Source organism: Fretibacterium fastidiosum (assembly GCF_964642095.1).
Classification (GTDB): Bacteria; Synergistota; Synergistia; order Synergistales; family Aminobacteriaceae; genus Fretibacterium; species Fretibacterium fastidiosum.
This window is the reverse complement of record NZ_OZ209244.1, coordinates 2,234,606-2,256,133: the sequence shown is the minus strand read 5'-3', so window position 1 is coordinate 2,256,133 and position 21,528 is coordinate 2,234,606. Positions and strand designations below refer to the sequence as shown.

At 64.3% G+C, this 21,528-nt stretch carries 17 protein-coding genes, 1 tRNA gene, 1 pseudogene and 1 riboswitch; of the genes and pseudogenes, 16 read left to right on the top strand and 3 right to left on the bottom strand.

The genetic code is table 11. The features are described from left to right. Positions 1-38 precede the first annotated feature (38 nt). The 5 genes and pseudogenes from tig (at position 39) to yihA (ending at position 6,522) form a co-directional block, all read left to right on the top strand. On the top strand, positions 39-1,412 hold the full coding sequence (gene tig / locus ACK28C_RS10195) for a trigger factor (protein ID WP_208873764.1): 1,374 nt from the start codon (positions 39-41) through the stop codon (positions 1,410-1,412). A 13-nt stretch (positions 1,413-1,425) separates the two neighbouring features. Further along, positions 1,426-2,013 (top strand): ATP-dependent Clp endopeptidase proteolytic subunit ClpP, encoded by a 588-nt coding sequence (clpP, locus tag ACK28C_RS10190; protein WP_015557014.1) that lies wholly within the window; start codon positions 1,426-1,428, stop codon positions 2,011-2,013. Positions 2,014-2,263: 250 nt separating this feature from the next. Then, positions 2,264-3,561: pseudogene (gene clpX, locus ACK28C_RS10185) on the top strand (ATP-dependent Clp protease ATP-binding subunit ClpX). Position 3,562: 1 nt separating this feature from the next. Further along, positions 3,563-5,935, top strand: coding sequence for an endopeptidase La (gene lon, locus ACK28C_RS10180; protein WP_243440674.1), 2,373 nt, complete (start codon positions 3,563-3,565; stop codon positions 5,933-5,935). After that, on the top strand, positions 5,935-6,522 hold the full coding sequence (gene yihA, locus ACK28C_RS10175) for a ribosome biogenesis GTP-binding protein YihA/YsxC (RefSeq protein WP_015557015.1): 588 nt from the start codon (positions 5,935-5,937) through the stop codon (positions 6,520-6,522). Before lon ends, yihA begins: the two co-directional genes overlap by 1 nt. Before the next feature lie 87 nt (positions 6,523-6,609). Here the strand turns inward: yihA and ACK28C_RS10170 are convergent. Further along, positions 6,610-6,685: transfer RNA gene (locus ACK28C_RS10170), tRNA-Arg, on the bottom strand. 156 nt (positions 6,686-6,841) lie between these two features. On the opposite strand from ACK28C_RS10170, the gene ACK28C_RS10165 reads away from it, so the two are divergent. Continuing rightward, positions 6,842-7,531 (top strand): response regulator transcription factor, encoded by a 690-nt coding sequence (locus ACK28C_RS10165; protein ID WP_015557016.1) that lies wholly within the window; start codon positions 6,842-6,844, stop codon positions 7,529-7,531. 61 nt (positions 7,532-7,592) lie between these two features. Here the strand turns inward: ACK28C_RS10165 and ACK28C_RS10160 are convergent, their stop codons facing one another. Beyond that, on the bottom strand, positions 7,593-10,244 hold the full coding sequence (locus tag ACK28C_RS10160; RefSeq protein WP_015557017.1) for a valine--tRNA ligase: 2,652 nt from the start codon (positions 10,242-10,244) through the stop codon (positions 7,593-7,595). Between the two features lie 349 nt (positions 10,245-10,593). Between ACK28C_RS10160 and ACK28C_RS10155 the strand changes: the two genes are divergently transcribed. From ACK28C_RS10155 to ACK28C_RS10140, 4 genes are all read left to right on the top strand, one after another. Further along, positions 10,594-11,787 carry a sodium ion-translocating decarboxylase subunit beta gene (locus ACK28C_RS10155; protein WP_015557018.1) on the top strand — a complete coding sequence of 398 codons (1,194 nt, stop codon included), beginning with the start codon at positions 10,594-10,596 and terminating at the stop codon, positions 11,785-11,787. A 243-nt stretch (positions 11,788-12,030) separates the two neighbouring features. Then, positions 12,031-13,026: an AIR synthase family protein gene (locus ACK28C_RS10150; protein ID WP_015557019.1), complete on the top strand. Its 996-nt coding sequence runs from the start codon at positions 12,031-12,033 to the stop codon at positions 13,024-13,026. 84 nt (positions 13,027-13,110) lie between these two features. Further along, positions 13,111-14,937: an aspartate--tRNA ligase gene (aspS, locus tag ACK28C_RS10145; RefSeq protein WP_015557020.1), complete on the top strand. Its 1,827-nt coding sequence runs from the start codon at positions 13,111-13,113 to the stop codon at positions 14,935-14,937. 39 nt (positions 14,938-14,976) lie between these two features. Beyond that, positions 14,977-15,342: a VOC family protein gene (locus ACK28C_RS10140; RefSeq protein WP_208873765.1), complete on the top strand. Its 366-nt coding sequence runs from the start codon at positions 14,977-14,979 to the stop codon at positions 15,340-15,342. A 60-nt stretch (positions 15,343-15,402) separates the two neighbouring features. Here ACK28C_RS10140 and nagA read toward each other — a convergent pair whose 3' ends face one another. After that, on the bottom strand, positions 15,403-16,548 hold the full coding sequence (nagA, locus tag ACK28C_RS10135) for an N-acetylglucosamine-6-phosphate deacetylase (protein WP_409152126.1): 1,146 nt from the start codon (positions 16,546-16,548) through the stop codon (positions 15,403-15,405). A 189-nt stretch (positions 16,549-16,737) separates the two neighbouring features. Here nagA and ACK28C_RS10130 point away from each other — a divergent pair, with 189 nt between their 5' ends. The 6 genes from ACK28C_RS10130 to rpsD all read left to right on the top strand — a co-directional run bounded on the left by ACK28C_RS10130 (position 16,738) and on the right by rpsD (position 21,225). Continuing rightward, complete coding sequence (locus tag ACK28C_RS10130; protein ID WP_015557021.1) at positions 16,738-17,049, top strand: YbaB/EbfC family nucleoid-associated protein; 312 nt, start codon at positions 16,738-16,740, stop codon at positions 17,047-17,049. Between the two features lie 9 nt (positions 17,050-17,058). Then, positions 17,059-17,691 (top strand): recombination mediator RecR, encoded by a 633-nt coding sequence (recR, locus tag ACK28C_RS10125; RefSeq protein ID WP_208873769.1) that lies wholly within the window; start codon positions 17,059-17,061, stop codon positions 17,689-17,691. After that, entirely contained in the window at positions 17,688-18,845 is a 1,158-nt protein-coding gene (ispF, locus tag ACK28C_RS10120) for a 2-C-methyl-D-erythritol 2,4-cyclodiphosphate synthase (RefSeq protein ID WP_015557022.1), read from the top strand. The genes recR and ispF overlap by 4 nt, the downstream gene beginning before the upstream one ends. Then, a complete protein-coding gene (gene gltX, locus ACK28C_RS10115; RefSeq protein WP_208873770.1) occupies positions 18,842-20,221 on the top strand; it encodes a glutamate--tRNA ligase in 1,380 nt (459 codons plus the stop codon). The genes ispF and gltX overlap by 4 nt, the downstream gene beginning before the upstream one ends. 42 nt (positions 20,222-20,263) lie before the next feature. Continuing rightward, positions 20,264-20,455, top strand: coding sequence for a hypothetical protein (locus ACK28C_RS10110; protein WP_409152125.1), 192 nt, complete (start codon positions 20,264-20,266; stop codon positions 20,453-20,455). 173 nt (positions 20,456-20,628) lie between these two features. Then, complete coding sequence (gene rpsD, locus ACK28C_RS10105) at positions 20,629-21,225, top strand: 30S ribosomal protein S4 (protein ID WP_015557023.1); 597 nt, start codon at positions 20,629-20,631, stop codon at positions 21,223-21,225. A 116-nt stretch (positions 21,226-21,341) separates the two neighbouring features. Next, positions 21,342-21,439, top strand: a riboswitch (SAM riboswitch). Positions 21,440-21,528 lie beyond the last annotated feature (89 nt).

Sequence of the window (21,528 nt, the reverse complement as noted above, 5' to 3'; positions counted from 1 at the left end):
TAATACGCGCGTTTGCAAGGTCGAAAGGAGCCTGAGGAATGAATACAGAGTTGCTGGGACAGGATAAAAACGTCGTCAAGATCAAGGTGAACTTTGAAGCGGACGAGTTCGTGGACGGCCTCAAGAAGGCGCTGCGCGAGCTGTCTCGCGATCTTAACATCCCTGGGTTCCGCCGGGGACACGCTCCCCGGAAGGTCATCGAGATGCGCGTCGGGCGCGACGCGCTTTACAACGAGACCCTTGAAAAGCTCCTTTCAAACGCGGTGCCGCAGATCCTGGAGGACTACGACCTGGAGACGATCGATCAGCCCTCTCTGCTGAGCGCGGGCGATATTCGTGAGGGCCAGCCCGTCTCCTGCGAACTGAGCTTTGAGGTGATGCCGGAGGTCAAGCTGCCGGAGATCGGGGAGATCGAGGTCGAAAAGGTGAGGACCGACGTCACGGACGACATGCTGGAGAAGCTCATCGACCGCCTGCGCAGGGACCGATCGAGCCTGAACCCGGTGGAGCGCCCTGTGGAGGTGAACGACGTCGTGACCGTCACCTTTCGGGTCCGGGTCCTGGAGGAGGGCGCGGAGGAGACCGCGCCGCGGAAGAACGAGATCGACCTCGCCGACGAGAACGTGCGCCCTGCAATCCGCGAGGCGCTTCTGGGGCATTCCATTGGGGACGTCGTCGAGACGGAGTTTGACGTTGAACCCGATTATCAGGATAAGAAGGTCGCGGGCAAGCGCATTCACTACACGATGACCCTGGAGAGCGCCGTGGAGCGCGTCCTCCCGGAGCTGGGGGAGGCGTTTTATAAAAAGCTGTTCGGCGACGAGACGGAGGTCCTCACCGAGGAGGCGTTCCGCAGCAAGATGCGGAGCGACCTCGCGGCCAGCCTCGAAAGGGAGAACGGTGATGACGCAGCCCTCCGTGCGTTGGAGGAACTCGTCCGTCGCTCCGAGCTGGAGGTTCCGGTCTCCATGATCAAGAGGGAGGCCGCGACGTTGCGCCGCAGGGACGAACAGGAGGCGAAGGAGCGCTACGGCATGGAGCTGCACCAGGTCCTGGGCCCGAAGAACGACCACTGGGAGCAGGACTACCTGAAGATCCTGGACACGAGGGCGGAGAACCTCGTGCGCCGCACCCTGGTCCTGAACGCTGTGGCAAAGAAGTACGATGTCGGGATCGAACAGGAGGACGTGGAGGCGGAGCTTAAGCGGCGTGCCTCCCTCTATGGGATCGACCGAAACAGCCTGGCCGCCTACTTCTACAAGAACGAGAAGGCGATGGAGCAGCTGACGAACGAGGTGTACCAGGACAAGGTGCTCAGGCAGGTCCTGTCGCTGGTGAAGGTCAGGGAAGTCGCCGAGCTCTCCGTCCCGCAGAAGGAAATCAAGGAAGGACAGCCCCAGGAGCAACGGTAAGGAGGAGGTCCTGATGAGCACCTATTACATCCCTTACGTTATCGAGCAGACGGGGCGCGGCGAGCGCAGCTACGACATCTACAGCCGGCTCCTTAAGGACCGCATCGTGTTTTTGGGCACCCAGGTGATGGACGACGTGGCGAACTCTATCGTCGCGCAGCTCCTGTTTCTGGAGAGCGAGGATCCGGATAAGGACATCCACCTCTACATCAACAGCCCTGGCGGGAGCGTCACGGCGGGGATGGCCATCTACGACACGATGCAGTACATCAAGAGTCCGGTATCGACGATCTGCGTCGGGATGGCCGCCAGCATGGCCGCCATCCTCCTGTCCGGGGGAGCCAGGGGGAAGCGCCTGGCGCTCCCCAACGCGGAGGTCATGATCCATCAGCCCCTGGGCGGCACGAGTGGGCAGGCGAGCGACATTGAGATCCACGCGCGCAACATCCTGAACACCAGAAAGCGTATGAACGCGATCCTGGCCCGGCACACGGGACAGGACGTGGAGAAGGTGGCCCAGGACACCGATCGGGACAACTTCATGACGGCTCAGGAGGCGCTGGACTACGGCCTGATCGACCGCATCATCGAATCGCGCTGACGCCCGAACGGGCCCGCACAGAGGTTCGCTTGAGGGGATAGGATGCCTTTCCGTCCCCTTCGTTGTGTCTGTAAACTGAGGAAATTATTGTAACAGCGCGCCGTGACCGCTGCAGCGCGGGCGAGCTTTCGAGGCACGGTGCCTGGCGGTCCCTTTTTAATGCGGGGCCGCATGGCTTGGCAGAGGACGGACACCCGTTCCGTCTGCCGCAGGGGGACGCTCCCCGGAGGTCTTTTTACAGTTGAAGAAGATGAAAAGAACTGATATCGGTTTCAATGACGTTCACTGCTCGTTCTGCGGGAAGTCCCAGGACGAGGTTCACCGCCTGATGGCTGGGTCTGGGGTTTGGATCTGCGACGAGTGCGTCGAGCTCTGCAACATGATCCTGGCCGAGGAGGGAGGGGGCGGCCGGAGGGCGCGAAGGGCACCGCGGTCCCGCAGGAAGGCCCCCTGCCCTTTGCCGAGCTCGAGGCAGTGAAGCCGCGCGAGCTCAACGCGTTCCTGGACCAGTACGTCATCGGGCAGTCCAGGGCGAAGCGCGTCGTCTCCGTCGCGGTTTACAACCACTATCAGAGGGTCCGCAACAACCTTGAGCTGAAGAACTCCGACATCGAGCTCCAGAAGAGCAACGTCCTTCTGGTCGGGCCCACCGGGTCGGGCAAGACCCTGATCGCCCAGACGCTGGCCCACAGGCTGAACGTGCCCTTTGCCATCGCGGATGCCACGACGCTCACGGAGGCGGGGTATGTGGGGGAGGACGTCGAGAACATCCTGCTTCGCCTCCTCCAGGCCGCCGACTACGACCTGTCGGCCGCGGAGCGGGGAATCATCTACCTGGACGAGATCGACAAGATAGCGCGCAAGTCCGAGTCCGTGTCCATCACGCGGGACGTCTCCGGCGAGGGCGTCCAGCAGGCGCTGCTCAAGATCCTGGAGGGGACCATCGCCAACATCCCCCCAAAGGGCGGACGCAAGCACCCGCACCAGGACTTCATTCAGATGAACACCGAGAACATCCTGTTCATCTGCGGCGGCGCCTTTGAGGGGATCGAGCACATCGTGGCACGGCGCGAGTTTCAGCGCTCCCTGGGCTTTGGCGGAGAGTTGGCCGCGCGCAGCGCGGACGACCGCTACAACGTCCTGAGCAAGATCCAGCCGGAGGACCTGGTGACCTTCGGCTTCATCCCGGAGCTCGTGGGACGCATCCCCGTGCTGGTGGCCCTCGAGGAGCTGGACACCGCCGCCTTCGTCCGCATCCTTCAGGAGCCGCGCAACGCGCTGGTCAAGCAGTACAAGAAGATACTCGCCATGGAGGGCGTGGACCTGGAGTTCACCCGGGATGCCCTGAAGCGCATCGCGGAGCTTGCGGTGCAGAAGAAGACGGGCGCCCGCGGGCTGAGGGCCATCATGGAGAACCTGATGCTGGACCTCCTCTTCGAGCTCCCCTCCATGGAGAAGAACTTCAAGAAACTGGTGATAACGGAGGACTTCGTGAACCACAAGACGTCCCTTGAAAGGCTCCTGGCCGAGGCCAGGGAGGTCGCCTGAAGTGCCGACGAAGATTCTGATAACGGGGGAGAAGGACCCGGCCGACGTGGAGGAGAGGGACTGCCCCACGCTCCCGGTGCGGGACACCGTGGTCTTTCCCGGGGTCATCATGCCCCTCTTCGTGGGACGGCCCCGCTCCCTGCGGGCGGTGGAGTCCGCCTTCCTCCAGGACAAGAAGCTCTTCGTCGTCGCTCAGTCCAACAACGCCGTGGAGGACCCGGAGGCGTCGGACCTGTACAAGGTGGGGACCCTGTGCAGCCTCATGCAGATGCTCCGCCTGCCCGACGGGACGACCAAGCTCCTGATCGAGGGTGCGACCAGGATGCAGACGGAGGAGTACCGGCTGGACAACGAGATGTTCGTCGCCCACATTACACCGGTCGCGTGGAGGAACGCGGACCGCAAGGCCCTTGAGCCCTGGCGGCGGCGGGTGTTGGAGTGCTTTGAGCGCTACAACGCCCTTCAGCCCAGGATACCGGGCGAGGTCATGGCCTCCATCGCGGCCCTGGACGACCTGGAGCAGCTGATCAATCTGATCGGCTCCCACATCTCCATCAAACTGGAGGACCGACAGGCGCTGCTCGAAATCCAGGACATGCGGGAGGCCTTCGTGTTCCTCCTGCGCCTCCTGACCGAGGAGAACGACATCCTGGAGCTCGAGCGCGACATCCAGGACCGGGTGCGCTCCGCCGTGGACAAGAACCAGAAGGAGTACTACCTTCGGGAACAGCTGCGCGTCATCCAGAACGAGCTGGGACAGGGCGAAAGCGAGGAGGAGGAGTGGAGCGCCTACACGGAGAGGATCGAGGGGTCCGGCATGAGCGAGGAGGCCAGGACAAAGGCCCAGAAGGAGCTCTCCCGCCTCCGCAAGATGCCCTTCATCTCCCCGGAGGCTGCCGTCATCCGAAGCTACCTGGATTGGCTCCTGGACCTCCCCTGGGGGGTGCGGACGGAGGAGAACGACAATATCTCGCAGGCGGAGAAGGTGCTGGACCGCGATCACTACGGCCTGCGCAAGGTGAAGGACAGGATATTGGAGTTCCTGGCCGTGCGCCGCCATGCGGGTGCGGACATGAAGGGGCAGATCATCTGCTTCGTGGGCCCTCCCGGAGTCGGCAAGACTTCCCTGGGCCGGTCGATCGCCGACGCGCTGAACCGAAAGTTCATCAACGTATCGCTGGGCGGCGTTCGGGACGAGGCGGAGATACGCGGACACCGACGGACGTACATCGGCTCCCTGCCGGGACGCATCATTCAGACGCTGGTGCGGGCGGGCAGCTGCAACCCCGTCATGCTCCTGGACGAGATCGACAAGTTGGGCAACGACTTTCGAGGCGACCCGGCCTCCGCTCTGCTGGAGGTCCTGGACCCCCGCCAAAACTCGCACTTTGCCGACCACTACCTCGAAGTCTCCTTCGACCTCAGCGAGGTCCTCTTCATCACGACGGCGAACGTCACCCATTCCATCCCCAGGCCCTTGCTCGACCGCATGGAGCTCATCTCCCTTCCGGGGTACATCGCCGAGGAAAAGGTGCAGATCGCCTCGCGCTACCTCCTGCCCCGCAGCCTGAAGGAACACGGTTTCAAGCGGATGGAGCTCAAGGTTCCGGTCCCCGCCCTGAAGAAGATCATCAGCTCCTACACCCAGGAGGCTGGGGTCCGCGGGCTGGAGCGATGCCTCTCGACGATCGTGCGGAAGGTCACGCGGCAGGTCGTGGAGGGGGAGGACAAGGGCGCGCCCCTCTCCCTGCCGGCCTCCGTCAAGGTGGCGGACCTGAAGGAGTACCTGGGGTCCCCCAAGCTCTACGACCTGGCGGTCCCCACCGCCCCGGAGAGGGGCAGCGTCGTGGGGCTCGCCTGGACCGAGGCGGGCGGGGACGTCCTGATCATCGAAGCTGTGATCATGAAGGGGAAGGGAGAGCTGCTTCTGACGGGACAGTTGGGCGATGTGATGCAGGAGTCCGCCAAGGCCGCCGTCAGCTACCTGAGGTCTGAGAGCGCGGCCCTCGACCTGGAGGACGTGGACTGGAAGGCCCTCGACATCCACCTGCACGTGCCGGAAGGTGCCGTCCCCAAGGACGGGCCGTCCGCCGGCGTCACGATGGCGACGGCGATCCTCTCCGCGGTGAGCGGTCGCAGGGTCCGGCAGGGCATCGCCATGACGGGGGAGATATCCCTCCGCGGCAAGGTCCTGCCCGTCGGCGGGATCCGGGAGAAGATCCTGGCCGCCCGCCGCCACGGCGTGTCTCACATCCTCCTTCCCCTTCCCAACCGGGCCGACGTCGAGGAGGTCCCGCAGGAGTACACCAGGGGAATGACCTTCAGTTACGTCGAAGACGTCCTGTCGGTCTTTGAAAGGGCTCTTGAGAAGTAATGCGCGTCTCGCTTGAGGCCACGTGCTTCACTCCGCAGCAGCTGCCCCCGGAGGAGTGTCCGGAGGTCGTGATCGCCGGACGATCCAACGTGGGGAAGTCCAGCCTGATCAATGCGTTTCTGGGCATCAGGTTGGCGCACGTCGGGGCCACACCCGGCAAGACGCGCAGCATCAATTTTTATCGGGTCGAGGAGGATGAGCGTCCCTTCCGGCTCGTGGACCTGCCGGGATACGGGTACGCCTCGCGGAGCAAGGCCGAGAAGGACGCCTGGCTCCGACTGATCTCGGCCTACGTCGAGGGCCGTGCCGCCCTCCGCCTCGTGTGCCACCTCGTGGACTTCAGGCACGGGCTCCTGGCCAACGACCTCGAGCTTCAGGAGTGGCTCGTCCGTTGCGGCAGGGATATTCTGGTGGTCTTTACGAAGGCGGACAAGCTGGCGCGAGGACGATGGAAGGACAGGGTCAGACAGTACGTCGCCAGGGGACTGCACTCCGTTGACCTCCCCATCGTGACGTCCGCGGAGAAGCGGGTCGGCGTCGAGGAGTTGAGGTCGTTCATTCGGTCTTTTCTTGAGCGAAACGATTGAACGGGAACGGCGCCAGCCTTCTCTCCGTTACTTGCGTACTTGTACCATTCTTGTGGAGGGACAACGGCGATGAAGCGGGGAAGACATTGGCGCGCCTGGGGCGATTCGAACGCCCGACCTACGGCTCCGGAGGCCGTCACTCTATCCACTGAGCTACAGGCGCGCGTCAGGTCAACGCCAGTAACTATAGCATATTTTGACGAAAAATGAAGGTGCAAATCCAGATTCTCGGTAAAATTCCTGAAGGATTTTCACTCGACTTCCGAGAAGACCGATCTGGAGTCAAGGCCCGAAACATTTGAGACGAGGTGCGGGGATCATGATCAAAATAGTCGTAGCGGACGATCACAAGCTCTTCAGGGATGGTCTGCGCAAGATCCTGGAGCTGGAGCCGGACATCAAGGTCGTGGGGGAGGGGGCCGACGGCGAGGAGGCGCTGGAGCTGCTTCGCCAGCACCGTCCCGACGTCATCCTCTTCGACATCAACATGCCGCAGATGGACGGGGTGCAGCTGGCGCGGGAGATCAAGGCCAGAGGAATCAAGGCCGCCTCCGTAGCCGTCAGCGCCTACGACGACGAGGACTGCCTGGCCACCCTTTCCGCCGAGGGAGTGAAGGGTTTCGTCCTCAAGTCCTCCGGAAGGTCGGAGTTGATCGCGGCCATTCGCGCAGCCTGTCGCGGTGAGCCCTACGTGGACCCCAAGGTGGCGGGGAAGCTGATGACCAGCTTCTCCAGGAGGAAGAACGAGAACAGCCTTCTGGACGACCTCTCCCCCCGTGAGAAGGTGGTCCTGTACTGGCTGTCCCAGGGGATGAGCAACCAGGAGGTGGCGCAGAAGACCGTCCTCTCCGAGAAGACGGTGAAGAACCACGTCAGCCACATGCTGAAGAAACTGGAGCTGCGCGACCGAACTCAGGCGGCCATCCTCGCCTGGAAGCTGGGCTTCGCCCAGATGAGCCCGGAGACGATGGAGCAGCTCATCGGCGACGGCGCCGGGATCGAGAGCTGATTCCCGCCTCGGACTGAAAAGCGCCCCCCACGGCCTGTGGGGGGCGCGCTGCGTCCAGCGCTCAGTGGCTGATGCTGTCGAGGTTCTCCTTTAAGCGGGCGATCTGCGCCGTGCCCTCGGCCACCCGCGCACGCTCCTTCTCCACCACCTCCTGGGGAGCCCTGGAGACGAAGCTGGGCTTGTCGAGCCTGGCCCGACTGGCCGCCACGTTCTTCTCGATGGAGGCGATCTCCTGGGTCAAGCGGGCGATCTCCGACGGGATGTCCAGCACGTCTCCCACGGGCAGGCCGATCTCGGCGTCCCCCACGACGGAGGCCAGCGAGGCCGCGGGCCGCGGCTCAGAGAGCGGAGTGATCGCGACCTCGTGAACGCGGCAGAGGCCTGAGAGCTGCCCCAGGTTGTCGCGCAGCATCTCCGCGACGGCGGGGTTGTCCACCCGGATCACCGCGCGGCTCATCCACTGCTGGGGAGCGACGTGCGCCTCCGCCCGCAGGTTGCGCAGCGCGGACACCGTATCCTGCAGCGCGCGCATGGAGGTCCGGGCGTCGGCAAAGCAGAGCGCTTCCTGAGGCCGGGGCCACGGAGCCCTCATGATGGAGGTGTCGCCCCAGCCGAACGCGGCCCACAGCTCCTCCGTCACGAAGGGGATGAAGGGGTGGAGCAGCGGAAGGAGCGTCTTGAAGACCTCATCCAGCACGCCCTGTGCCGTTCGCCTGCGCTCCGGCCCCTCGTCGCCGCGCAGCGCGGGCTTCGACATCTCGATGTACCAGTCGCAGACGTCGCCCCAGGTGAAGTCGTAGAGGCTTCGGGCAGCTTCGCCGATGTCGTAGCCGTCGATGCACTTCGTGATCTTTTGGGTCACCTCCTGGCAGCGGGTGAGTATCCAGCGGTCCTGGAGGCGCAGCCGTGCCCGGTCGATGGGCTGGGGCTCGTCGTCGAGGTTCATCAGGGCAAACCGCGCCGCGTTCCACAGCTTGTTCATGAAGTGCCTGTAGGTCTCTATCTTGTCGGAGGAGAGCAGGATGTCCCGCCCCTGAGTGGAGAGCGCCGCCAGGGCCATGCGCAGCGCGTCGGCGCCGTACTGGTCGATCATGACGAGGGGGTCGATGACGTTGCCCTTCGACTTGCTCATCTTGTCGCCCTTCTCGTCCCGGATCAGGGAGTGGATGTAGACGTCCTTGAAGGGGACTTCGTCCATGAACTCAAGCCCCATCATGATCATCCGGGCCACCCAGAAGAAGATGATGTCAAACCCCGTCACCATGAGCGACGTGGGGTAAAAGTAGTCGAGCGTCGGGGTCCTTTCGGGCCAGCCCATCGTGGAGAAGGGCCAGAGCGCGCTGCTGAACCAGGTGTCCAGCACGTCCTCGTCCTGCGCGATGTTTCGGCTGCCGCACTTCTCGCACTCCGCGGGGTCCGTCTCGGCGACGGTGACGTGCCTGCAGTCGGCGCAGGTCCAGGCCGGGATGCGGTGTCCCCACCACAGCTGGCGGGAGATGCACCAGTCCCGTATGTTCTCCATCCAGTGAAAGTACGTCTTCTCCCACTGCTCCGGCGTCCACGTGATGCGGCCGTCCTTGACGGCCTGAACGCCGCGCTCCGCAAGGGGCTTCGTCCGGACGAACCACTGTTCGGAAAGGTAGGGCTCCACGGTGGTCCCGCACCTCTGGCAGTGACCGACGGAGTGCTTAATCTCCTCGGTCCTCTCCAGCAGCCTCAGCGCGTCGAGGTCCTTCGCCGCGGCCTCGCGCGCCTGCTCCAGGGTCATACCCCGATACCTGCCGGCGTTCTCGTTCATGACGCCCTCGGAATCGATGACCTGAATCTGCTCCAGGTCGTGCCTCTGTCCCACCAGGAAGTCGTTGGGGTCGTGGGCCGGCGTGATCTTGACGCAGCCCGTCCCGAACTCCGGGTCCACCATGTTGTCCTCGATGATGGGGATCTCGCGATCCGTCAGGGGGACGCGGACCCTTTTTCCGATCATGCCGCGGTACTGCTCCGATCGCGGATGCACCGCGATGGCCACGTCTCCCAGGATCGTCTCCGGGCGCGTCGTCGCCACGAGGAGCGATCCCTCCTCGCCGACGAAGGGGTAGCGCACGTAATAGAACTTTCCGGGCATCTCCCGGTACTCCACCTCCAGGTCGGAGAGGGCGGTGTGGCAGCGGGAGCACCAGTTGATGATGTACTTGCCCTTGTAGATCAGGTCCTTTTTGTACAGGCGCACAAACACCGCCCGAACGGCGCGGGACAGCCCCTCGTCGAACGTAAAGCGCTCGCGCCGCCAGTCGCAGGAGTTCCCCAGCCGCTTCATCTGCTTGATGATGCGGTCGCCGTAGACCTCCTTCCACTCCCAGACCTTCTTCACGAAGGCCTCGCGCCCGAGGTCGTGGCGGGTCAGGCCTTTTTTGGCCAGGTCCTTCTCCACGACGTTCTGCGTCGCGATGCCCGCGTGGTCCGTCCCGGGGAGCCAGAGGACGCTGTATCCCTGCATGCGCTTCGTCCGGCACAGGATGTCCTGAAAGGTGTTGTTGAAGGCGTGCCCCATGTGGAGCGACCCCGTGACGTTCGGGGGGGGGATCACAATGGAAAAGGCCTCTTTGGAGGCGTCGGGCTCCGCATTGAACAGCCCCTTCTCCAGCCAGAACGCATACCACTTCTCCTCGATGGCATCGGGTGAATAGCCCTTGGCGAGCTCTCGGTTCCTCTTCATTACAATCGACACTCCGTCCCCCAAAAAATTTGCCTCGCGCTGTCGTGACAAAGCGGCGGTCCAGGGCCGCAACGCTGATAAAGAAGCCAGGACAAGGAATCCTAAATCAAACATTCTAGCATATAAGACAGGGAAATATAAGTTCTCGATCAGTTCTCGATCGACGCGCTCAAAGGGCGCGCCGGAGTTTCGTTTCGATGTTCAGCGCCGTTTCTGCGTGCATTTTTTGTCCTTTTATGTTATTTTAATTCATGCTGCTTCAAGCGATGGATTCGAGTGCGGTTCTTTGTCGAACGGGACCTTCGGGCAAAGCGTCCGAGGGCCCTTAATACAGGAGGGAATGCGGAGCATGGAAATGTACGTCACAGCGCTGCGCGAGCTCTTTGACTCATCAGGGTTCGCGGTCTTGTTCTCCCCCGCGGGGACGGGCAACCTCGTCATGATCATCGTCGCCTTCGTCCTGCTCTACCTGGCTATCGGCAAGGGGTTTGAGCCCCTGCTCCTCGTTCCCATCGCCTTCAGCTGCCTGCTGGTCAACCTGCCCCTGTCCGGCATCATGGACCTGCCCACGGCGGAAAACCCCTCGCTTGGGTTCCTGCGGGCCGTTTACTTCGGCGCGCAGTACGAGATATACCCCATCATCATCTTCCTTGGGATAGGCGCCCTGACGGATTTCGGCCCCCTCATCGCGAACCCGATCACGTTCCTGCTGGGCGCTGCCGCGCAGTTCGGCGTGTTCGTCTCCTTCATCGGGGCCAACTGGGTCGGCCCCATCGCCAAAAGCTTCGGCCTCGACGTGGCCTTCAACATCAAGCAGGCCGCGAGCATCGGCATCATCGGCGGCGCGGACGGACCCACGAGCATCTACCTGACCATGAAGCTGGGACAGGAGGAGATTCTGGGCGCCATCGCCGTTGCGGCCTACAGCTACATGTCCCTCGTCCCGCTGATCCAGCCTCCGTTCATTCGGATGTTCACGTCGAAGAAGGACCGCGGCATCGTGATGAGCGAGCTCCGCCCCGTCAGCAAGCGCGAGAAGATCCTGTTCCCCATCATCTGCACCATCGTGGCCGGCCTGGTGCTTCCGGCCTGCGTGCCTCTGGTTGGTACGTTGATGTTCGGCAACCTGCTGCGCGAGTGCGGAGCCACGGAACGCCTGAGCCAGACGGCCCAGAACGAGCTCCTGAACATCACCACGATCTTCCTGGGCCTCGCCGTCGGCTCCACGATGGAGGCCGACAAGTTCCTGCAGGCCCGCACGCTCATCATCGTCCTGCTCGGCCTGATCGCCTTCATCTTCAGCACGGTTGGTGGGGTCCTCTTCGGTCAGCTCATGAAGGTGCTCTCGGGCGGCAAGATCAACCCGATGATCGGCTCCGCAGGCGTTTCGGCCGTCCCAATGGCAGCGCGCGTCGTGCAGCGGGTTGTCCAGGAGGAGTACCCCGGCCACTTCCTGCTGATGCACGCTATGGGGCCCAACGTGGCGGGCGTCATCGGCACCGCGGTGGCGGCGGGCGTCATGCTGACGTTGCTCTCCAAGTAGGGAACCCGCCGTCCAAACTCTTTGTTGAGGAAGCGAACGCAGGCCGCCCCCTGGGGGGCGGCTTTGCTCATGGCAAGACCCCTGCGTGCGGCTATGCGGGTTTGCGTTCCTCTGCTACAATACCAACCCGCGTTGACCCACCGCAGGCCCTGGAGCCTGCGCCCGGCAGCGGGCCGAAAAGACATGAGAAGTGGGGGCTGCGCGGCTCTCAAAAAGTTTTTCAGGATGGGGAGGGATTGTTCCATGAGTCAGTTTGAAGAAGGCGTCATGCTGGGCAAGCTGCCGCCGGACGAGCTCCGCCGGAACGTGCTGCGCTATGCGGGAGCGCCCCGGAAGGACCTGATCGTCGGAGGCGGACTCGGCGAGGACGCTGCGCTGATCCGGTGGCCGGACGCCGAGCGCTTCCTCGTCGTGGCGTCCGATCCCATCGTGGGGGCCTCGGAGGGCGCGGGGGAGCTCCTGGTCCACGTGAACGCCAACGACGTCGTCTGCAAGGGCGGCGAGCCGTCCTGGCTCATCGTGACGCTGATCGTTCCGGCGGGAGAGGGGGTTGCCATGGTCGGCCGGATCATGCGGGAGGTGCATGAGGCCTGTGCCGCCATGGGAATCGCCGTGGTGGGCGGGCACACGGAACTGTCGGACCGCTACGACTGGCCCGTCATCGTGGGGACGATGATGGGGCCCGCCAACTGTCGGCTGGGGATCAGCCGGATACGGCCGGGCGACAGGCTCCTCGTGACCGGTCACGCCGGGCTTGAGGGGATGTCCATCCTGGCGCACGACAGGCCGGACCTCCTGGGCTGCCTCAGCGCGGAGGAGCTGGCGACGGTCCGCGCCTGGAGGAAGGACCTCTCCGTCGTCCCCGCGGCCAGGGCCCTTCGGGACTTTTCGCACTACATGCACGACCCCACGGAGGGCGGCCTGGAGGGAGCCCTCCTGGAGGTCTGCAAGGCTGCCGGGCTTCCGCTGACGCTCGACCGCGACGCCGTCCCCATCTCTCCCATCACGCGACGGGCCGCGGCCTCCCTGGGCTTCGATCCCATGCGCCTGATCTCGTCGGGGATGCTGATCGCCGCCGTCTCGGAGGAAGGGGTGGGGGCTGCTCAGGCCGCCCTCCTTCAGAAGCGTATCCCTTCAAGCATTATAGGACAATTTGGCACGACGAAGGGCGACGGCGCGGAGGATCGGCTGGACATGCACGAGGAGCTATGGGACCTCCTGGCCAGGGGAAGGGCGTAGGGCAGCGGATATAGTATAATAGGGACCCAAGCGGATTGTTCTTTTGCAGTGGTTATAGTTTTGTCATAGAGGAGAGCTTATGCGATGGCGAGTTCCAGCGGGAGCGAGACGGCAAGAGGGGATTTTTTTGACAGGTCGTGGCAGCGGACGAAGCTGTGCGGCGATTTCTCCAGGGAAGACGCGGGCAGAGAGGTTCGGGCCAACGGATGGGTGCGCCGGCGGCGTGACCTGGGCGGCATCATCTTCATCGAGTTGTGGGATCATACGGGGTCCGTCCAGGTGGTGTTCAACCCTGAGGCGGGAGACGTGCACGGGGCCGCGGGCGGGCTGAGGAGCGAGTACTGCGTCGCGGTGCGGGGCAAGCTCCGGATACGGCCCGAGGGCACGGAGAATCCGGGGCTGAAGACGGGCGCGGTGGAGATCGTCGCCCAGGACCTCCTGATCCTGTCCAAGGCGTCGCCCATCCCCTTCGAGGTGGGGGAGGCGACGGACGACGTGGACGAGAACCTGCGCCTGACCTACCGCTACCTGGACCTGAGGCGCGAGAGGATGCAGAACAACCTGCGCACCCGCAGCCGAATCAACGCCTTCACGCGGCGCTACCTGGAGGGGCAGGGGTTCGTTGAGCTGGAGACGCCCATCCTGACGAAGGCCACCCCCGAAGGGGCCCGCGACTACCTCGTCCCCAGCCGCGTCACCCCCGGGACGTTCTACGCGCTGCCCCAGTCCCCCCAGCTCTTCAAGCAGATCCTGATGGTCAGCGGCTTCGACCGCTATTACCAGATCGCGCGCTGCTTCCGGGACGAGGACCTCCGGGCGGACCGCCAGCCCGAGTTCACGCAGGTGGACATCGAGATGAGCTACGTCGTCGAGGACGACGTCATGGAGCTCATCGAAGGCTACATGAAGGGGCTCTTCAAGGAGGTCCTTGGTGTGGACGTTCCGACGCCCTTTGGACGTATGCTCTACTGGGACGCCATGGACCGCTACGGGAGCGACAAGCCGGACCTGCGCGTCACCCTTGAGCTCTGCGACGTGGCCTCCGTCTTTGCAAAGGCTTCCTTCGAGCCCTTCAAACAGGTGCTGGACGGCGGCGGTGTGGTGAGGGCGCTGCCTCTGCCGGGCGGGGCGGCGCTCTCGCGCAAGGAGCTGATGGACCTCGAGGACCGCGCCAGGAAGTTCGGCGCATCGGGGCTTGCGGCGTTTCAGATGAAGGAGGGAGCTCTGAAGGGCCCTCTGGTTAAGTTTCTCACCGAAGGGGAGTTGGAGGAGCTCTGCCGGATCGCGAACCTGAAGGACGGGGACGCTCTGTTCGTGCTGGCGGATGCCTCCCGCGCCAGGGCCTGCACCATCCTGGGCGTTCTGCGCCTCGACCTGGGCCGATCCCGCGGCTTCATGAACGAAAAGGAGTGGCGCTTCCTCTGGGTGACGAAGTTCCCGCTCTTCGAGTGGAGCGACGAGGAGAAGCGCTGGGTGGCGATGCACCATCCCTTCACCTCCCCCGTCCTTGAAGAGGGAGACCTGATGGAGCGCGACCCGTCGAAGGCCCTCGCCCGCGCCTACGACTGCGTCCTGAACGGCAACGAGGTGGGGGGAGGCTCCATCCGCATCCACGATCCGGAGGTGCAGGCCCGGCTCTTCAAGTGCCTCGGCATCTCGCCTGAGGAGGCCAAACGTCGATTCGGGTTCTTCCTGAACGCGCTTTCCTACGGGACGCCCCCCCACGGCGGCATCGCCCTGGGCGTGGACCGTCTGGTGATGCTCCTCTGCGGCGGGCAGTCCATCCGGGACGTCATGACGTTCCCCAAGACCCAGCGGGCTCAATGCCTGCTCTCTCAGGCCCCGGACGTCGTGGAGCAATCCCGGCTCGACGAGCTTCGGATCGCCGTCGTGCCCCCCGAGGCGGAATAAGGGCGTTCGGCAAATCTCAGGCTGAGGGAGGGAACGGCTTTGAGGGCAGAATTTTGTCACGTCAACTTCAACGTCCTGGACCTGGAGCGGAGCGTGGCCTTCTACGAGGAGGCCCTTGGCCTGCGCGAGGTCCGACGCAAGGAGGGGCGGGACTTCGTCCTCGTCTACATGGGCGATGGGACGACCGACTTCACGCTGGAGCTCACGTGGATGAGGGAGCGCAGGGAGCCCTACGACCTGGGCGAGGAGGAGTTTCACCTGGCCTTCCGAGTGGAGGACTACGACAAGGCCCTCGCCTTTCATCGCGAAAAGGGCTGGGTCTGTTTTGAGAACGAGGCCATGGGGGTCTACTTCATTCAGGACCCGGACGGGTACTGGCTGGAGGTCCTTCCGCCTCGCCGCTGACGGTCCTCAAGCCTCCCGTCCCTCCGGCGCTTGACGCTCCGGAGTGGACGGGAGGCCTTTTTATGCGCCGAATGCGCCGAAGACCTGACGGCCCTCGACGAAGGTCGCCCTGACGTTGAAATCGTCGTCGAGACAGACGATGTCCGCGTCCATTCCGGCTGCAAGCTCCCCCTTGCGCGTCAGGCCCAGGAGGCGGGCCGGGTTCCGCGAGACCGTTGCCGAGAGCTCGGACAGGGGGCGCCGCGTGGCCTGATGGAAGTTTTTGAGGGCGCGATTCATCGTGAGGACGCTCCCCGCGATCGTCCCGTCGCCGTTGACGGGCAGGCCGTCCCGGACCATCACGACGCCGCCTGCGAAGCGATAGTCCCCGTCGGGCAGGCCCGCCGCGCGCATGGAGTCCGTGATCAGGATGAGGCGGTCCGTCCCGATGAGCCGGCAGACGGGCTCAAAGAGCTCCGGCACGACGTGCCGTCCGTCCGCGATGAACTCGCACATGGCGTCGGAGACCGCCGCGGCCCCGACCATCCCCGGTCTTCGGTGGTGGAGGCCGCGCTGCGCGTTGAACAGGTGCGTGATGGAACGCGCCCCCGCCCGCACGGCGGAGAGCGCCAGGTCGAAGTCCGCCGTGGTGTGCCCCAGGGAGGGGACGATGCCCAGCCCCCTGAGGCTGCGCGTGAAGGAGTGCTGTGGGTCCAGCGTCGGCGAGAACGTGACGATGCGCAGGACGTCCGCGCGCTCCGCCACCCATGGGACGTCCGGAGAGCGGCCGATGAAGGCCGCAGGGTGCGCGCCCCGCATGGCCTCGTCGATCCACGGTCCTTCGAGGTGCATCCCCAGGATGGCCGCGCCGGGCAGGGTGCGCCCCATGCCCCGGCGCACGGCGCGCACCGCGGCGTCGATCTCTCCCATCGGAGCGGTGACGGAGGTGGGCAGGAAGGCCGTGACGCCCTCCTTTGCCATGGCCAGGCTCAGGGCGTCTAGGGCCTCATCCGTCGCATCCATGGCGTCGTACCCCATGGCCCCGTGAACGTGTACGTTGACGAAGCCCGGCAGGACGTACCGTCCCCCGGCCTCGACGCGCTCCGCCTCGATCCCGTCGGTCCGGTCCTCAGGAAGGCACGCAAGGACCCTGTCGTCGAAGAGCAGGGCGTGCCCCTCCAGCATCGCGCCGTCCCACAATATCCTTTCCCCAGCCAGGAACTTCATGGCCCCCTCTCCCTTCTCGAACGCCCGCGCCCTTCGCTTGCGGGGCGTCGTTCGGTCGTATTATAGCGGGCGCAGGGTTACTTTTCAGGACTCGTTGTATTTTATGGTGCGTGGAACAGAAAAAGACGCTATACTTTCAAAATGCTTTCAGGTTTTCCGGCTCGACATTTTGCCTTGGAGGTTGGTTCGATGAAGCTGAACAATATCATGAAGCAGGCCCAGAAGATGCAGGCGCAGATGATGCAGATACAGGAAAAGCTGGCGGAGGAAACCGTGGAGGCCAGCGTGGGCGGCGGCATGGTGAAGGCCGTGTTCACCGGGAGCGGGGACCTGGTGGGGATACACATCGACCCTGAGGTCATCAAGCCCGACGACCGGGAGATGCTGGAGGACCTCGTCACGGCTGCGGTCAACGAGGGGCTGAAGCAGAGCAAGGAGCTGGCCGCCCAGAGGATGGGCAGCGTGACCGGTGCCCTCGGCGCCATGGGGCTCGGAATGTAGGCGGCGGCCTTGGACCCTATCGCGGACCTGATCCTGTCCTTCACGAAGTTCCCCGGCGTCGGAAACAAGAGCGCGAGGCGGATGGTCTTTTACCTTTTAAAGAGGGATTCTGCAGAGCTTCAGGACCTGGGGAGGCGCATCGCCACCCTGAAGGATGAGCTTTGCGTCTGCAGCAGGTGCGGCAACGTATCGAGCGGGGACCCCTGTCCGATCTGCAGCGACGCGCTGCGGGACCGGGAAACGCTCTGCGTCGTGGAGGACATCGACGATCTGGTTTCCTTTGAGCAGGCGGGGATCTACAACGGCCTCTACCACGTGCTGGACAACCGCGTTTCCCCCTTCGACGACGAGGACCTGAGCCCGGAGAGCGTGGATTCCCTCCTGTCGCACATTCGGGAGCTCGACGCGAAGGAGGTCATCATCGCCACCAACCCCCGCATGGAGGGAGACCTGACGTACTACACCCTCCTCGATGCGTTGAGGGGGGCTCCGGGGATGCGCGAGGGGATGAAGATCTCGCGCCTGGCCTTTGGCCTGCCTGTCGGCGGCTCCATCGAGTTTGCCGACAGGATGACGCTGCACACGGCGCTCGAGTCGCGCACGGCCGTGTCCACAGGGAATGGGAGCGGAGAGGAAAAATGAAGAGGTTTTCGTTCGTCATCGTGGCAGGGGGCAGCGGCAGCCGCATGGGGGGGGAGCGAAAGCAGTTCCGCCTCCTGGGGGGACGGCCGATGTGGCGGTGGAGCGCGGAGATGGCGGCCTCCATGGCGGAGGAGGGCATCGGGGAGATCGTTCTGGTCCTTCCCAGGGGCGAGGTGACCCCGCCGCCCTGGCGCCAGAGCGCCCGCATCCCGCTGCGCCTGGCGGGCGGCGGCGCCTCGCGGGCCGAGTCCGTCCTCAGCGGCCTTAACGCGGCGTCCTTCGACTACGTCATGGTCCACGACGCGGCCCGTCCCTTCATCAGCATCTCCCTGATGCGCCGCCTCATGGAGGAGACCAGCGAGGGCGTTGGGGCCGTCCCCGTCCTTCCGGCATCGGACGCCATCAAGCGAATCGACGGGGAGCGGGTGGAGGCGGTCGATCGCGATGGCCTCTACATGACCCAAACGCCTCAATCCTTCTACAGGCCGACCCTGATGGCCGCTTTGCGGGAACGCGGCCCCGCCGCGAAGGACGAGGCCGAGGCGTGGCTGGCCTCAGGCCTGGAGCTGCACTGCGTGGAGGGGGAGCGCCTGAACTTCAAGGTGACCTGGCCCGACGACCTGCACATCGCGGAGAGGATCGCGGAGGGGCGGCGCGCCCCCACCGTCCGGACGGGGCTGGGGTACGACGTCCACCGCCTGGTCCCGGAACGCCCGTTGATCCTGGGCGGCGTCCTGATCGAGGACTCCCCCTTGGGGCTCCTGGGACATTCCGATGCCGACCTGCTGGCCCACGCCGTCGCCGACGCGATCCTGGGAGCGGCTGGCTTGCCCGACGTCGGGACGCTCTTTCCCGCCAGCAGCGAGGAGTACCGGGATGCGGACAGCATGGAGCTCCTCAAGACGGCCGTGGACCTCGTCGTCGAGGCGGGGTGGACGATCGCCTGGGTGGATGCCGTGGTCCAGGCGCAGGTCCCGCGCCTCAGCCCCCACCTTGTGGAGATGCGAAAGCGACTCTCCGCGATCTTGAACCCGGATCTGCCCAACTGCGTCAGCCTCAAGGCGAAGTCCGCCGAGGGGACGGGGGACCCCGGCCTTGGAGGCTCCATGACCTGCTGGGCCTCCGCCACGCTGTACGGGGACGGGACAAGGTGATCCGTACGCGCTTTGCCCCCTCCCCGACGGGAGAGCTGCACATCGGCGGTGCGCGTACCGCGCTCTTTAACTTCCTGTGTGCCCGCTCCGCAGGGGAAGAAGGGCGCTTCATCCTCCGCATCGACGACACGGACGCGGAGCGCTCGCGGCCGGAGTTCGAGGCCGCGCTGATCGACGACCTGCGCTGGCTGGGGCTCGATTGGGACGAGGGGCCGGGCGTGCCCTCAAACACGAGTTGCCGGCAGAGCGAACGCGGGGCCCTCTATCGCCGCGGGATGGATCGTCTGAGGGCGATCGGGGCAGTCTACCCCTGTTTCTGCTCGGAGGAGCGGCTGTCCGCCCTGCGACGGGACCAGTTGGCGCGGGGAGAACCGCCGCGGTACGACGGGCGGTGCCGCAGGCTCACCCCTGAGGAGGTCGCCCGCCGCGTTGCCGGCGGAGAGCGGCCCTGCTGGCGCCTGGCGCTGCCGGACCAGAACCTCGCCTTCGACGACCTCGTCCGTGGGCGGCAGTCCTTTCCCGCCGGTTCGATCGGTGACTTCGTCCTTGAGCGGAACGACGGCACCGTGACCTACCTGTTCGCCTCCGCCGTGGACGATCACCTGATGGGTATCACCCACGTCATCCGGGGGGATGAACACGTCCCCAACACGGCGCGCCAACTCGCGATCCTGGACCGGATGGGATGGCCGCATCCGGCCTTTGCCCACATCCCCATGGTCCTCTCGCCGGACCGGCAGAAGCTGAGCAAGCGGACGGGCTCGACCCCCATTCGCGAGTACCGCGAACGGGGGTTCCTGCCCGAGGCCTTGATCGCCTACCTGGCGACGCTGAGCTGGACGCCGCCGGAGGGCGCGCCGCTGTTGGACCTGAGCCGTCTGCCGGCGTCCTTCTCTCTCTCGGCGATCGTCCGATCCTCGCCGGTCCACGACGAAGGGCACCTGCTCTACTGGCAGAGGCGGGCCATGGAGCGGCGGGGTGGAGCCCGGCTGGCCCTGGACCTCGCCGCCGCGACGCCGACTCTCTGCCCCTGCGCCGATCGCCTCGCGCCGCTGATCGAGGACATGCTTGAGGAGACGCCCTTCCTGCCCGACCTGCGCGACGCCCTTGCCTTTTTGACCCAACCTCCCGAAGGGGAGCGCTCTCCCTGGATGCCGGCCCTCGCCGCAGCCCTTGCGGGGGCGGAGGACTGGAGCCCGGAGGCCCTGAAGTCCGCCCTGGGCGCCTTCATGAAGGGACAGGGTCTTAAGGGGCGCGAGTTCTTCCACCCGCTGCGCCTTTTTTTGACGGGCGCCGACAAGGGGCCGCCACTGCCGCTGGTGCTGTTCGCCATGGGGAAGGAGGCGTGCTGTGCGCGCCTGAACGGAGGTTCTTGAGCATTCTGGTATAATGATGGAACGCAGAGGACCTGAAGGACGGTGAACGGCGTGGCGGGCGTCTACTCGCACAACAAGGTGTGTGACGCGGAGAACTGGGTTGGAGAACTGGAACTGGGCGGCTTTGAGCAGTACGTCCTCATCGATGAGGTCGTCGAGTTGCCCCCCTTCGAAGCCTACGAAGAGGCGATAGAAAACTTCTGGCCTGCGTTCATCGAGGACAGCAGCATCTAGTGTGGGCTTACAGGGCAGGAATCGCGAAGGGAAGACGTTTTTGACCTTTACATTTTCGTGGACAGGTGATAAACTCAAAAAGTTGTTGATGATCTAACAACTTGGTTTGGGTGTGAACAGGGCCTTGGGGCCCGCTGAAGTTTTAGATAAAATTTGAGTGAGGGAGTGTCTTTATGGCAACTCGGAGAGAACCCCGTTTCAAGCTGTCCCGCCACCTGGGCGTCAACGTCTGCGGCCACCCCAAGGCGATGAAGAGGGTGGACACCAAGAAGCCCGCCCGCGGCGGTCAGAAGGTGTCGCAGTACGCCCTCCAGCTGATGGAGAAGCAGAAGATCAAGGCCTACTACGGCATCCTGGAGCGTCAGTTTGCCCGTTACTTTAAGATCGCGAAGAAGAGCACGGAGATGACCGGCGTTGCCCTCCTGAAGAACCTGGAGTGCCGCCTGGATAACTTGGTCTACCGCATCGGCTTTGCCCGTTCCATCCGTCAGGCGCGCCAGATGGTGAGCCATGGCCACATTCTCCTGAACGGCGTCAAGGTGGACATCCCGTCCTGCAACGTCAAGGTGAACGACGTGATCAGCCTGAAGGAGAAGTCCCGCACGAACGAGACCTTCCAGAACAACTTCCAGGGGCTGGCCTCCTTCAGCGTGCCCTACCTTGAGAAGGACAAGAACCAGTTCAGCGCCAAGCTGATCCGGGAGCCTATGCGAGAGGAGCTCCCCATTGAGGTCAACGAGATTCTGGCGGTGGAGTTGTACTCGAAGTAGCCCGTCGATCGGAGGGGTGCCGCACTCCCGGTTTTGCGATCTATGGAATTTCTTGACATGGCGGCACGAGGCGGTATAATACGCCCAGTTATTGGCTTTAAACTTTATTGAGAACACTCTTATCAAGAGAGGTGGAGGGACTGGCCCGATGAAGCCCGGCAACCTGTCGAATCAGGTGCCAATACCAGCAGCCCGCAGGGCTGGATGATGAGAGGAAGAGAATAGTTTTTAACGCGCTCTTCCTTGTTTTGCGTGAGGGAGGGCGCTTTTTTGTGCCGCGAGGCGGCCCTGATTTTCGATAGG

What these genes read in the sequence shown, in the direction of transcription:
- tig (WP_208873764.1), top strand. Translation starts at nt 39, where the DNA reads ATGAATACAGAGTTGCTGGGACAGGATAAAAACGTCGTCAAGATCAAG.
- clpP (WP_015557014.1), top strand. Translation starts at nt 1,426, where the DNA reads ATGAGCACCTATTACATCCCTTACGTTATCGAGCAGACGGGGCGCGGC.
- yihA (WP_015557015.1), top strand. Translation starts at nt 5,935, where the DNA reads ATGCGCGTCTCGCTTGAGGCCACGTGCTTCACTCCGCAGCAGCTGCCC.
- ACK28C_RS10165 (WP_015557016.1), top strand. Translation starts at nt 6,842, where the DNA reads ATGATCAAAATAGTCGTAGCGGACGATCACAAGCTCTTCAGGGATGGT.
- ACK28C_RS10160 (WP_015557017.1), bottom strand. Translation starts at nt 10,244, where the DNA reads ATGAAGAGGAACCGAGAGCTCGCCAAGGGCTATTCACCCGATGCCATC.
- ACK28C_RS10155 (WP_015557018.1), top strand. Translation starts at nt 10,594, where the DNA reads ATGGAAATGTACGTCACAGCGCTGCGCGAGCTCTTTGACTCATCAGGG.
- ACK28C_RS10150 (WP_015557019.1), top strand. Translation starts at nt 12,031, where the DNA reads ATGAGTCAGTTTGAAGAAGGCGTCATGCTGGGCAAGCTGCCGCCGGAC.
- aspS (WP_015557020.1), top strand. Translation starts at nt 13,111, where the DNA reads ATGGCGAGTTCCAGCGGGAGCGAGACGGCAAGAGGGGATTTTTTTGAC.
- nagA (WP_409152126.1), bottom strand. Translation starts at nt 16,548, where the DNA reads ATGAAGTTCCTGGCTGGGGAAAGGATATTGTGGGACGGCGCGATGCTG.
- ACK28C_RS10130 (WP_015557021.1), top strand. Translation starts at nt 16,738, where the DNA reads ATGAAGCTGAACAATATCATGAAGCAGGCCCAGAAGATGCAGGCGCAG.
- ispF (WP_015557022.1), top strand. Translation starts at nt 17,688, where the DNA reads ATGAAGAGGTTTTCGTTCGTCATCGTGGCAGGGGGCAGCGGCAGCCGC.
- rpsD (WP_015557023.1), top strand. Translation starts at nt 20,629, where the DNA reads ATGGCAACTCGGAGAGAACCCCGTTTCAAGCTGTCCCGCCACCTGGGC.